At 70.8% G+C, this 12,698-nt stretch carries 9 protein-coding genes; 4 read left to right on the plus strand and 5 right to left on the minus strand.

Features of this window, described 5'->3' with window-relative positions; genetic code table 11:
- Positions 1-35: 35 nt before the first annotated feature.
- Complete coding sequence (locus tag IE305_RS00945; RefSeq protein ID WP_190127400.1) at positions 36-605, minus strand: Uma2 family endonuclease; 570 nt, start codon at positions 603-605, stop codon at positions 36-38.
- A gap of 328 nt (positions 606-933) precedes the next feature.
- Here IE305_RS00945 and acnA point away from each other — a divergent pair, with 328 nt between their 5' ends.
- Complete coding sequence (gene acnA / locus IE305_RS00950; RefSeq protein ID WP_190127401.1) at positions 934-3,648, plus strand: aconitate hydratase AcnA; 2,715 nt, start codon at positions 934-936, stop codon at positions 3,646-3,648.
- A gap of 89 nt (positions 3,649-3,737) precedes the next feature.
- On the opposite strand, the gene IE305_RS00955 is transcribed toward acnA, so the two are convergent.
- The gene (locus IE305_RS00955; RefSeq protein WP_190127402.1) at positions 3,738-4,562 is read right to left on the minus strand and encodes a hypothetical protein; all 825 of its coding nucleotides are present in this window, start codon (positions 4,560-4,562) and stop codon (positions 3,738-3,740) included.
- 89 nt (positions 4,563-4,651) lie between these two features.
- Entirely contained in the window at positions 4,652-5,239 is a 588-nt protein-coding gene (locus IE305_RS32715; RefSeq protein WP_229890401.1) for a hypothetical protein, read from the minus strand.
- Between the two features lie 700 nt (positions 5,240-5,939).
- Between IE305_RS32715 and IE305_RS00965 the strand changes: the two genes are divergently transcribed.
- From IE305_RS00965 to IE305_RS00975, 3 genes are all read left to right on the plus strand, one after another.
- The gene (locus IE305_RS00965; RefSeq protein WP_190127403.1) at positions 5,940-6,227 is read left to right on the plus strand and encodes a hypothetical protein; all 288 of its coding nucleotides are present in this window, start codon (positions 5,940-5,942) and stop codon (positions 6,225-6,227) included.
- Positions 6,228-6,360: 133 nt separating this feature from the next.
- Complete coding sequence (locus IE305_RS00970) at positions 6,361-6,699, plus strand: hypothetical protein (protein WP_190127404.1); 339 nt, start codon at positions 6,361-6,363, stop codon at positions 6,697-6,699.
- Positions 6,700-6,794: 95 nt separating this feature from the next.
- Positions 6,795-8,093: a zinc metalloprotease gene (locus tag IE305_RS00975; RefSeq protein ID WP_190127405.1), complete on the plus strand. Its 1,299-nt coding sequence runs from the start codon at positions 6,795-6,797 to the stop codon at positions 8,091-8,093.
- Between the two features lie 78 nt (positions 8,094-8,171).
- Here IE305_RS00975 and IE305_RS00980 read toward each other — a convergent pair whose 3' ends face one another.
- Positions 8,172-8,573: a hypothetical protein gene (locus tag IE305_RS00980; RefSeq protein WP_190127406.1), complete on the minus strand. Its 402-nt coding sequence runs from the start codon at positions 8,571-8,573 to the stop codon at positions 8,172-8,174.
- A gap of 64 nt (positions 8,574-8,637) precedes the next feature.
- A complete protein-coding gene (locus IE305_RS00985; protein WP_190127407.1) occupies positions 8,638-12,630 on the minus strand; it encodes a GH92 family glycosyl hydrolase in 3,993 nt (1,330 codons plus the stop codon).
- Positions 12,631-12,698: the final 68 nt, after the last annotated feature.

Genomic DNA, 12,698 nt, shown 5'->3' on the forward strand with positions numbered 1-12,698 from the left:
ACAATCCGAAGAGTCGGTGTGGGTTGGGGAGGGTCTCAGAAGTCCGAGGTGTCGAGATCCAGGTCGAAGGGGGTGGGGAGGTGGATGGCGGTGCCGAAGGGGTGGGGGCCGTCGGTGTGCGTGTAGCCGAGTCGGCCAGGTTCGCTGAAGAGCGTGCAGGAGCGCTCCTGGCGGTCCACGAGGAGGTAGAGCGGGGCCCCGAACTCGGCGTAGCGGCGGCGCTTGACGACCCGGTCGGTGTCGCCGTTGGAGGAGGAGGTGACTTCCACGACGAGCAGGGTCTGGTCGGGGAGGAGGGCGTCGGCGCCTTTGGCCAGTTCCTTCGGCACGACGGCGATGTCCGGGATGTACCAGTTGGGGGTGCCGGGGAGATCCAGGTCGCCGGATCCTGTGACGCAGCCGAGTTTCCTCACGGTGGTTTCGATCTGGCTGCGGATCGAGTCGGCAGCGGACTCGTGATCCCAACTCGGCGACATCAACGTAATGACCCCCTCCACGATCTGCACTCGATCCCCCTCGATGTGCCGGATCGCATACTTCAGCGCGGTTTCGGGGTCGTCGGCTGCATAGGAGCGGGGCTGTGGCCTGTGGGGCTGGACGCTCATCGGGTCCTCCTGGCGCGCGGGGTTCCTGCAGCGTGGCGACTGCCCCCGGTCTATCGCAACCGGCGTGGCGCCGGGTGTGTCCGCCGGTCATGGCCACTCGCACGGGTGAACGGCCTGTCGAAGGCCGCGGTGCACGGTCGGCCTATCCGGGCGTGACCGGGCCGCGCGGGTGTACTAGAGTTATCTCGACATCGAGATATTTGCCGAGAGGCGTACCGCTGTCGCGCTGGTTAGGGAGACCTAAGTTAGGTGCACCTTAGCGTATTGGCGCGGTCCGGCGGCGGCAGGATGGCCGCAGTACGCGTATTCATGCATGAAGGAGACTGTCGTGTCGGCGAACAGCTTCGACGCCCGCAGCACGCTGCAGGTGGGCGGCGAGTCGTACGAGATCTTCCGGCTGGACAAGGTCGAGGGCTCCGCGCGCCTTCCCTACAGCCTGAAGGTGCTGCTGGAGAACCTGCTCCGCACGGAAGACGGTGCGAACATCACCGCCGACCACATCCGCGCCCTCGGCAGCTGGGACTCGCAGGCCCAGCCCAGCCAGGAGATCCAGTTCACGCCCGCGCGCGTGATCATGCAGGACTTCACCGGCGTGCCCTGTGTCGTCGACCTCGCCACCATGCGTGAGGCCGTCAAGGAGCTCGGCGGCGACGCCTCCAAGATCAACCCGCTGGCCCCGGCCGAGCTGGTCATCGACCACTCCGTCATCGCCGACAAGTTCGGCACGCCCGACTCCTTCGCCCAGAACGTCGAGCTCGAGTACGGCCGCAACAAGGAGCGCTACCAGTTCCTGCGCTGGGGCCAGACCGCCTTCGACGAGTTCAAGGTCGTCCCGCCGGGCACCGGCATCGTCCACCAGGTGAACATCGAGCACCTGGCCCGCGTCGTCATGGTCCGTGACGGCAAGGCGTACCCCGACACCCTCGTCGGCACCGACTCGCACACCACCATGGTCAACGGCCTGGGCGTGCTCGGCTGGGGCGTCGGCGGCATCGAGGCCGAGGCCGCCATGCTCGGCCAGCCGGTCTCCATGCTGATCCCGCGCGTCGTCGGCTTCAAGCTCACCGGCCAGCTGCCCACCGGCACCACCGCCACCGACCTCGTGCTGACCATCACCGAGATGCTCCGCAAGCACGGCGTCGTCGGCAAGTTCGTCGAGTTCTACGGTGAGGGCGTCGCCGCCACGTCCCTCGCCAACCGCGCCACCATCGGCAACATGTCGCCGGAGTTCGGCTCCACCGCCGCGATCTTCCCGATCGACGACGAGACCCTGAACTACCTGCGCCTGACCGGCCGCAGCGAGCAGCAGGTCGCGCTCGTCGAGGCCTACGCCAAGGAGCAGGGCCTCTGGCTCGACCCGGCCGCCGAGCCCGACTTCTCCGAGAAGCTCGAGCTCGACCTGTCCACGGTCGTCCCCTCCATCGCCGGCCCGAAGCGCCCGCAGGACCGCATCGTCCTGGCCGAGGCCGCCACGCAGTTCGAGCGTGACGTTCTCAACTACGTCTCCGACGCCGACGAGGCCGGCGAGGAGTCCTTCCCGGCCTCCGACTCCCCGGCCGCGTCCAACGGCGTGCCGTCCCGCCCGACCACGGTCACGGCCCCCGACGGCTCGACCTACGAGATCGACCACGGTGCCGTCGCCGTCGCCGCGATCACCTCCTGCACCAACACCTCGAACCCCTACGTCATGGTGGCCGCCGCCCTCGTGGCCAAGAAGGCGGTCGAGAAGGGCCTGACCCGCAAGCCGTGGGTCAAGACCACCCTGGCCCCGGGCTCCAAGGTCGTCATGGACTACTACGACCGGGCCGGCCTCACCCCGTACCTCGACAAGCTGGGCTTCAACCTCGTCGGCTACGGCTGCACCACCTGCATCGGCAACTCCGGCCCGCTGCCGGAGGAGGTCTCCAAGGCCGTCAACGACCACGACCTCGCCGTCGTCTCGGTCCTCTCCGGCAACCGTAACTTCGAGGGCCGGATCAACCCCGACGTCAAGATGAACTACCTGGCGTCCCCGCCGCTGGTCGTCGCCTACGCCATCGCCGGCTCGATGAAGGTCGACATCACCAAGGACGCGATCGGCACCGACACCGAGGGCAACCCGGTCCACCTCAAGGACATCTGGCCCACCGAGGCCGAGGTCAACGAGGTCGTCGCCTCTGCCATCGGCCAGGACATGTTCTCCACCTCCTACGAGGACGTCTTCGCCGGCGACGCCCAGTGGCAGTCGCTGCCGGTGCCCACCGGCAACACCTTCGAGTGGGACGCCGAGTCCACCTACGTCCGCAAGCCCCCGTACTTCGAGGGCATGACCATGGACCCGGCCCCGGTCACCGACATCACCGGCGCCCGCGTCCTGGCCAAGCTCGGCGACTCGGTCACCACCGACCACATCTCCCCGGCCGGTGCCATCAAGGCCGACACCCCCGCCGGCAAGTACCTCACGGAGCACGGCGTCGAGCGCCGCGACTTCAACAGCTACGGCTCCCGCCGCGGCAACCACGAGGTCATGATCCGCGGTACGTTCGCCAACATCCGCCTGCGCAACCAGATCGCGCCGGGCACCGAGGGCGGCTACACCCGCGACTTCACCCAGCCCGACGCGCCGGTGTCGTTCATCTACGACGCCTCCCGCAACTACATCGAGCAGGGCATCCCCCTCGTCGTCCTCGCCGGCAAGGAGTACGGCTCCGGCTCCTCCCGCGACTGGGCCGCCAAGGGCACCGCGCTGCTCGGCGTGAAGGCCGTCATCGCCGAGTCGTACGAGCGCATCCACCGCTCCAACCTCATCGGCATGGGCGTCCTCCCGCTCCAGTTCCCCGAGGGTGCCTCCGCCGAGTCCCTCGGCCTGACCGGCGAGGAGACCTTCTCCTTCACCGGCGTCACCGAGCTCAACGAGGGCCGCACGCCCCGCACGGTGAAGGTCACCACCGACACCGGCGTCGAGTTCGACGCGGTCGTCCGCATCGACACCCCCGGTGAGGCCGACTACTACCGCAACGGCGGCATCATGCAGTACGTGCTGCGCAGCCTGATCCGGAAGTAAGCCTCCGGCCTCCGGCAGTTTCACAGCAGTACCAGCACACGGGCCGCACCCCGTACGAACGGGGTGCGGCCCTTGCCGTTGCCGTGGACTCAGTCAGCCGCGTGGCTTCGGGTGACGGTGACCAGCAGCGGTGTGCGGATGCCCAGTGAGGCGGCGGTGTCGGCGATCGCCTCGGCCAGCCAGCCGATCGCGTCGCACGACCACTCGGTGAGTTCCCCGCGCAGCACCATGCCGTGCAGGGGCGGGCCGTTCCAGAAGCTGTCGTCGAACGGCGGGGCGAGGACGGCATCCTCGCCGACGAGGTCGTGCGAGCCGTAGGCGAAAACCGGCTGGTCCAAGTGGCGGAGACGGTTTGCGAGCTGCTCCGCGACGCCGGGGACGGACGGGTCCCGGCCGCTGTTGATGTTGACCTCCACCGGTGCCCTCGACCGTGGGTCCCGCCCAGCGAACCAGTCGGCCGTCAGCATCGACGGGAGGGGCGCGTACGCAGGGCGGGCCGCTGCGTCGAGTCCCTGAACCGGCAGGAGGAGTTGTACGGCGGTGACGCGCGGAGTGCCGAGCTGTGCGGTCGCGCTCTCGGCGCACTGGAGGAACGGCCGTACGGGCAGCGGCCGGTCGTCGGCCACGGCACTGGCCTCGACCTGGAACCACGAGATCAGGTCGGCTCCGGACGCGATGGAGTGGTCGTTCCAGTCGGCATCGTTCATGGCCCACAGGCCGGGGGCTCGCCGCATACGGTCCTCGGCGCCGCCCCCGGCCGACCTGTCGTCGAGCCATCCCATGGCGAGCGACCGCTGGTGGAAGAGCGAGTAGGCGTCGTATTCGTGGTCGGGAGCGCCCCAGGCGTGCGCGGCGAGTTCCCCGTGCAGGGCGGCGAACATGGTGCCCGCGGTCCGTCGGGCCGCAGGCACCATGCCGGGCTCTCCTGTGGCGCTGTGCTCTGGCACGCCGAGTCCTCTCTGGTTGCTGTGCCCGTAGCCGCGCCGTTCTGCATGTGTCGTTCTCAGAACACCTGGCAGGCGACATCGGCTTGGCGATACGGCCGCTCGCCCGTGTCGCTCTCACCGATTACATCCACGTCCACGTGGTTGCGCCACGATGCCGCGCTGGTGTTGGTGCAGTTGTGACGTGCTGCCGTGCGGTAGCTGCTCCCACCTGTACCGGGCTTGAGCGTTTCTGTTTCCGAACACGCCTTCCGGCGCCAGGTGTTGTCCGTGTACCACTCGTAGAGGCAGTTGTACACCTTGGCGCGGTCCTTGGTGCAGGTTCCCTTTCCCCACCACCCGTGGCCAGACACCGCCACTCCGGTGCCGGACCGGTGCGGGTTGTCCCTCCCGCTCACGGGTGTGCAGGCAGCTGCCAGTGCCGCCTCGGAGTCCACGTCCGTCGGGTTCTCCATGGGGAGAACCTGTCCGTCTTCGTCAAGGTACACAGCGGAGTCGTCGATGCCCTGCGGTGCGATCCCCGGTACGGCGTCCTCCTTTGCCACAGCCTGGGAATGAATACGATCCGGCGCGCTTTCGGTCGGTATGGACAAGGCCGTCGCGGGCGTCGACACGCCTCCGATCGCCAGAGTCGTGAAGACTGCCACGGCGGCTCGCCGTAAGTTCACGTTCAGCAAAGCATCCCCCCATCATGCAGCCAGTTTTGATCTCGGCCGCCATATGATTACCTGCCATTCCAAGGCGGGACGACCTGATAACCGGCCAAACCGCACAATGTAGCGGGCCCTCATGGCTGGGGCGGATGGCTCCGGAAGCGGCCGCCCGGCGCTGGTCCTCCAGCGCGGCCAGGCGCTCGGCGGCGAACCGCTTGCGCTAGCGCCGCGCGTTGTCCACATGTAAGCCGGACACCGCCTGCCCTGATGGCTGCGGCGACACGGAGCCCCCCGCAGGTCAATGAGGCGCTGCACTTGGGTTTACTGACGCAGAAGGCCGAACGGCTGGTCCGCTGAGTAAGCGCCTCGCCTGGGTGGGAGTGGCCTGTCGCCCATGCCTGGCCCGGCGCCGAACTCGTCGTCGTCCCCGGCGCCGGCCACCTCGGCACCGACGCCACGCACCACCACGTACGCCGCGCCCTCGCCCGTTTCGCCACCGTTCACCGGTAGTCCCCCCGAACCCCAACTCCCCGTCCCCGACCGCGCGTTCCCCTCACCACCCACCCGGGTCATTCCGTAACCCGACCGGGTGATCGGCAGGTTGGGGAGGAATGGGCCGCCGGGGACCGGGTTAGGTTCCCGGCCGGGACGACACGCCGGCCGGCGGCCGCCCCAGAGGGAGGGGAACGACACGATGGGATCCGCCGTCACGTTCGGGGAGCTCGACCGCCTGTCCGGCGACGAACTCCCGCCGCGGATCGCCCTCTCGGACCTCCTGCCGCTCGGTACGGCAGGCGCCCCGGCCACCGATCAGCCGGTGTATCCGACGCTCGTCCGAACCGAGCACGGTGCAACGGTGGCCTACGCCTGCCAGTACCGGCAGAACCCCGGCAGCCCCGGACTCCTCGTCGCCCTGGGGCTCGCCCCCAGCTCTCCCGGCTACACCTCGACCTGCATCCCCGCGGCCATCTCCAGCCACTGATCAGCCACAGTCCCGGCCACGGACCGGCCGCAGCACCACCCCCAGGCTCGCCGTCGGCGTACCTCCGTCGCCGACGGCGACAGCAAGCGCGTCATCCAGTCCCGCAAGAAGGCCCCAACAGAGAGGGAACGGCATGGACAACGCCATCAGCTTCGAGGAACTCGACCGCATCGCCGGCGAGGTGCTGCCCGAGCGGACCGTCCTCGGCGTCGTGGCCAGCCCGCTCGGCTACGCCGGCCCCGGCGACCCCGCCGGCGGCGCGGGCGCGGGCGCCGGTGCGTCCAGCAGCGCCGCGGCAACGGGCGGCGGCGTGTTCGCCCCCGTACCGCACGACCACGGCACCACGGCCCTGTCGGCCTGCCAGTCCTTCGACCACCAGCAGACCGCGGGCCTGTTCGGTTCGCTCGGCCTGCCGTCCCAGAACCCGACGGCCAACCTCACCTGCGTCCCCGCGGCCATCTCCAGCCACTGATCAACGCCTGGCGGCCCGCCGTACGCGTACGGGGAGGGTCCGGGGCCTCGCAGCCCCGGGCCCTCCCCGCCGCCCCCTGCCCCCCGGAGGGTGCCATGTCCCTGCTGCCGTCCGCCCCGCGTCCGGCCCGGCTCGGGGAGCCGGCGCCGGTGCCCGGCACGGAACTCGTCGGCGAGTTCGAGGACTCCGGCTACCGCGAGCCGCCGCACCTCGTGTGCCGCTCCGACGGCCAGATCGTGCGGCTTCCGCCCCTCCTCTACCAGGCCCTCCGCGCCCTGGCCCAGGCCGGGCCCGGTCCCGCCGTCGCCGAGCGCGTGGCCGTCGGCCTCAGCCGCGAGACCGGCCGCCGCTTCTCCGCCGAGCACGTCGCCTTCCTCCTCGACAAGAAGCTCGCCCCGCTCGGCCTCACCACGTACGCCGACGGATCGCCGCCGCCTCCGGTCACGCGCAAGGACCCCTTCCTCGCCTTCCGCTTCCGCCTCGCCGTCGTGCCGGAGCACGTCACGTGGTGGCTCTCCGGCCTCTTCGCCTGGCTCTTCCGCCCGGCGGTGGTCCTCCTCGCGCTCGGTGCGTTCTCGGCCGCCGAGACGTGGCTGTGGCTCACGCAGGACACGAGTGCGGCGCTCTGGACGGTGCTGTCCTCACCGGGCGACGTCCTGCTGGTCGTCGCCCTCGCCGTCGCGTCCTGCGCGTTCCACGAACTGGGCCACGGTGCCGCGTGCCGCTACGGCGGCGTACGCCCCGGCGCGATGGGATGCGGCCTCTACCTGGTGTGGCCGGCGTTCTACACCGACATCACGAACTCCTACCGCCTCGGCCGGGCCGGGCGCATCCGCGCGGACCTGGGCGGGGTCTACTTCAACGGGCTGTTCGTCCTCGGGCTCGTCGCCCTGTACGTGGGGGTGGGGTCCCCTCTGCTGCTCGTCGCGATCCTCTCCGTCCACCTGGAGATGGTGCAGCAGCTGCTGCCGACGCTGCGGTTCGACGGCTATTACATCGTGGCGGATCTCGTCGGCATCCCCGACCTGTTCAAGTACATCGGCCCCATCCTCAAGCGCGTCGTCCTCCGCCGCCCGGCGGACGAGCAACTGCGCGCGCTGAAGCGGTGGCCCCAGGTGGTGGTCGCGGCGTGGGTACTGCTGCTGGTGCCGGTGCTGGCGTTGCAGCTGGGCATGGTGCTCTTCAACCTGCCGCAGGTGGTGACGGCGGACTGGCAGAAGATCACCGCACTGATGGGCAGCGCGGTGTCCTCCGGCAGCCCGGTGCTGAGCATGGCCGCGGCGTGCGTCCAGACGGTGCTGCTGGTGCTGCCGCTGGTGGGCGTGGGGCTGGTGCTGGGTGGGCTGGTGCGGTCGCTCATCCGGCTGGCCCGGCGGCGACGTCACTCCGCTTGAGGGTACGGAGCGGGTCGCATGACGCCCGCCCCCGCCGGGGTGGCGTTTCCACCGACGCCACCCCGCCGGGTCACCGCGTCACAGCCGTCGGCCGTACCGGCCGTCGCACGTCGCGTACTTGTCGTACACGGCGCACTCGTACTCGCTGCCCTGCGCGTAGCCCAGGCGGAACTTCGCCTTCGGGTACGTGTTGTCCGACTTGTTGTGGCCCGTGATCTCGATCAGCGAGCCCTTCTTCCACCACCAGCCCGACACCTTCGCGAAGCCCTTCCCCGGCGTCCGCGTGTTGGGGTGCGAGCACACGTAGTCGTTGTACTGGTTGTGGCCGCAGACCACGATCTCGTCGGACCAGTACGTCGAGACCCATACCTCCACCGACGCGTACGTCGGCCGTGCCTCCGCGGCGGTGGCCGTTGCCAGTGGGAGCCCTATGGCCGCGGCGGCGGCCAGGGCCACGAGCGGTGTGCGTAAGCGCGACATCGTGTTCCTCTCCCCGTGGGAACTTCCTGCCGCCGCAGTCTAGGAACGTGCCTCCCGCCACACATCAACCCCGCGGCGTACCCCCCGGGTAAACCCCCGCAGTAGCAGCAGCGCGCCCGCGCAGCTCCACTTCCGCCAGCGTCGCCGCGCCCCCGCCCAGTACCTGCACCCGGTACTGCCGGTACGTCGCCGGCGCCCGCAGCGCGAACGGGCGGGTCTGGTGGTCCCACGTGAACGTCTCGCCCTCGCGGCGGTCGAGTTCCGTCCACGTCGTGCCGTCGTCCGAGCCGCTCAGCACCCAGCCGCGCGGGGCGTCGGACGCGGTGGCCGAGGTCAGGGTGTACGACGTGACGTGGGTGCCCTCCCGGGCCCCGAAGTCCGCGTGCTCGAACGCGGCGCTCGTGCGGGACGTGTCGTCCGTCAGCGCGAGGGGGTCCGAGCCGGGGCTGATCACGTCGCCGGCCGGCTCCGGCACCCGGTCGTCCTTCGTCACGGACGTCGGGCCGGCGTCCTTCCCCGAGCCCCAGGCCGAAGGGCGCGGGCCCATCGCGAAGTCGACCGTGCCGCCGGCCGCGAGCAGGGCGTGCGGCAGTGCGGTCGACTCCCACGGCTTGCCGTTGACGCGTACGCCCTGCACGTACACGTTCTGCGCGCTGTTGCGCGGGGCGCGGACGACCAGGTCGTGGCCGTTGTCCATGTGGACCGTGGCCTTGGTGAAGAGCGGCGAGCCGATCGCGTACTCGCCCTGGCCCATGACGAGCGGGTAGAAGCCGAGGGCGCTGAAGACGTACCAGGCGGACATCTCGCCGTTGTCCTCGTCGCCGGGGTAGCCCTGGCCGATCTCGCTGCCGAGGTAGAGGCGGGAGAGGACCTCGCGGACCTTCTCCTGCGTCTTCCACGGCTGACCGGCGGCGTCGTAGAGGTACGCGATGTGGTGCGAGACCTGGTTGCTGTGCCCGTACATGCCCATGCGGACGTCCCGCGCCTCGGTCATCTCGTGGATGACGCCGCCGTAGGAGCCCGCGAACTCCGGCGCGCCCGTCTCGGGGACGGTGAAGTAGCGGTCGAGTTTCTTCGCCAGGCCGTCGCGACCGCCGTACAGGTTGGCCAGGCCGCGGGTGTCCTGGGGTGCGGTGAACGCGAAGTTCCAGCCGTTGGACTCGGTGTAGTCGTGGCCCCAGACGCGCGGGTCGTACGCCTCGGGGGACAGCCGCCAGGCGCCGGTGTCGTCGCGGCCCTGGAAGAAGCCGATGCGCCGGTCGAAGAGGCGGACGTAGTCCTGGGCGCGTTCCAGGAAGTACGCGGACTCCTCGCGGTAGCGGGGTTTGTGCGTCCGCTCGTACAGGGCCTGGCCCATGCGGGCGAGGCCGAAGTCGTTGAGGTAGCCCTCCAGGGCCCAGGAGAGGCCCTCGCGGGTGGCCGTGCCGGTGTAGCCGCGGAAGACAGACGTGGCCATGCCCTTGCGGCCGGTGCCGGGGCTGCCGGGGACGACGGTGGCGTTCTTCAGCGCCGCCTCGTACGCGGCCTCCGCGTCGAAGGCGACGCCCTTGACGTACGCGTCGGCGAAGGCGACGTCCGAGCTGGTGCCGGTCATCAGGTCGGCGTAGCCGGGCGAGGACCAGCGGGAGATCCAGCCGCCGTCCTTGTACTGCTGGACGAAGCCGTCGACGAGCCGGCCCGCGTGGCGCGGGGTGAGCAGGGCGTAGGCGGGCCAGGTGGTGCGGTAGGTGTCCCAGAAGCCGTTGTTGACGTACACCTCGCCGTCGACGATGCGCGCGCCGGTGCGGGTGGGCGTGTCGGAGCCGGTGGGCGGCGAGAAGGGGCTGGCGTAGCGGGGGCGCGGCCGCTCGCGCGTGCCGGTGTTCTCGAAGCCGGAGTTCGGGTACAGGTAGAGCCGGTAGAGGCAGGAGTAGAGGGTGGTGAGCTGGTCGGCGGTGGCGCCCTCGACCTCCACGCGCCCCAGCAGCGCGTCCCACGCGGCGCGCGCCCGGTCGCGCACGGCCTCGAAGGAGGTGCTCGCGGGGATCTCCTGCTCCAGGTTGGCGCGGGCCTGGTCGGTGCTGATGAGCGAGGTGGCCAGGCGGAGCGTGACGGTGTGCCGCGCGCCGGGGGCGAAGCGGAAGTAGCCGGTGACGCCGTCGGCGGGGTTCTCGGCCCGCGGGTCGGCCTCGGGCGGTGCGCTGGCGGTGCTGCCCTTGAGGCCGGTCCTCGCCGCGTCCCCCTTGAGCTTGCCGCTCGCGGTGACGGGCGCGTCGAAGACGCCGTACACGAAGAGCCGGCCGGCGCCGGTGGACAGGCCGCTGCGGACGTCGGACCAGGCGGTGAAGGAGCGGCCGGCCGGGTCGAGGGTGAGGCCGCCGGGGCCACGGACGTTGTCGAGAACGACCGAGGCGTCGGCGCCGGGGAAGGTGAAGCGCATGACGGCGGCGTGGTCGGCGGGTGCGACCTCGGCCTTGAGGCCGTTGTCGGCGGTGACGCCGTAGTAGTGCGGCCGGGCGGTCTCGCGGGAGTGGTGGAAGGGCAGGGCACGGGCGCCGCGCGAGGCGTCGGGCACGCCGGCGGCGGCGGACGGCATGACCTGGAAGGTCTGCCGGTCGCCCATCCAGGGGCTGGGTTCGTGGGAGGCGGACAGGGCCTGGAGGGTGGGCAGGTTGTCCTTGTTGTTGGTGGCCGCGTACTGGTACAGCCAGTCGGTGGAGCCTGCGTTGGTGACGGGCGTCCAGAAGGTGAAGCCGTGCGGGACGGCGGTGGCGGGGAAGGTGTTGCCGCGCGAGAAGCCGGAGCTGGAGAGGGTGCCGCGGGTGGTGACGGCGCGGTCGGCCGGGTGGGCCGGGGGGTGCTCGGCGGGGGCGGGCGCGAGGGAGACGTCGTCGATCCAGCCGCGGAACTTCGCGGGGCCGACGGGCGAGTCGTAGGCGACGAGCACGCGCTCGACGGTCTTGCCGGCGGCGACGGAACCGATGTCCGCCTGCTTGTTGTTCCACTGGTTGACGTAGAGCGTCTTGGAGGCGGCCTGGCCCTGCGGGGTGAGGAGGGCGCCGTGCTGGTCGCGGGCGCCCAGCCGGCTGAGGTACGTGCCGTCGGTGAAGGCGAGGTCGAGGGCGACGTGGGTGGCGGGGTAGCGCACGTCGGCCTCGGGCATCGAGGGGAAGACCTTGTACGACAGCCGGGTCCGGGGGGTCACGGCGACCCGCACCCGGAAGACCTTGTTGTACGAGTAGCCGCGGCCGGTGGCCTGGTGCATGCCGCCGTAGCGCAGGGCGTGGGTGCCGGTGAAGCCGGCCTTGGCCTTGGCGGTCGGGGAGCCGGTGGGGCCGCGGTCGACCTGGCTGCGCATGTCGGGGGGCGGGGGAGTGGTGGCGCGGTCGGTGGCGAACTGCACCTCGGCCAGCTGGGTGAGGGGCTCGCCGCCGTTGCGGGTTATCTCCAGGCGGAACCGGCTGTACGCGGTGGCGGTGCCGGTGCCCGCGCCGACCGGGAACTCGCGGGTCTGCGTCCGCCGTTCGAAGATCTCGTCGTGGCGGCCGTCGAGGGTCGTCCAGTCGCGGCCGTCGGCCGACCCCTTGAGCACCCAGTCCCGGGGGTCGCGGCCGGGCGCGTCGTTGGCCGAGGTGAGGGCGTAGCGGACGAGGGTGACGGGTTCGGACAGCTGGAACTCCAGCCAGGCGGTGCGGTCGAAGACGAGCCACTTGGTGGCGCTCTCGCCGTCGACCAGGTTCTCCTTCACCTCGCCGGCCTCGGCGTGCTCGCCGCTGGCGCGGACGGCGGTGACCTTGTCGGTGACGTTGCCGGGGATGCCGCTGCTGTCGTCGCCGTCCACGCCGGCCGCCCGGGGCCGGCCGTCGGGGCCGGTCTCGACGGTGTTCAGCCAGTCGGGCCGGGGCTCGCCGGGCTCGAAGGAGGAGGCGAAGCGGTCGGTGGTGCCGGCCGGCCCGCCGGCGGCCGAGGCGGGGGGTCCACACGCGATCTGACTGGAAGTCATCACTACGGCGGCCAGCAGGAGGGCCATCGGACGGAAGGAGGTACGCCATCGGGAGTAACCGAGTCTGTGCCGCATCCCTTGCCCTCTCCACGAAGAGCCGACAACGTTGTCACCCGCGTCGCGCAGAGATAAGTAGGTCCTGA

It is taken from the genome of Streptomyces mashuensis, assembly GCF_014654785.1.
Lineage (GTDB): Bacteria > Actinomycetota > Actinomycetes > Streptomycetales > Streptomycetaceae > Streptomyces > Streptomyces mashuensis.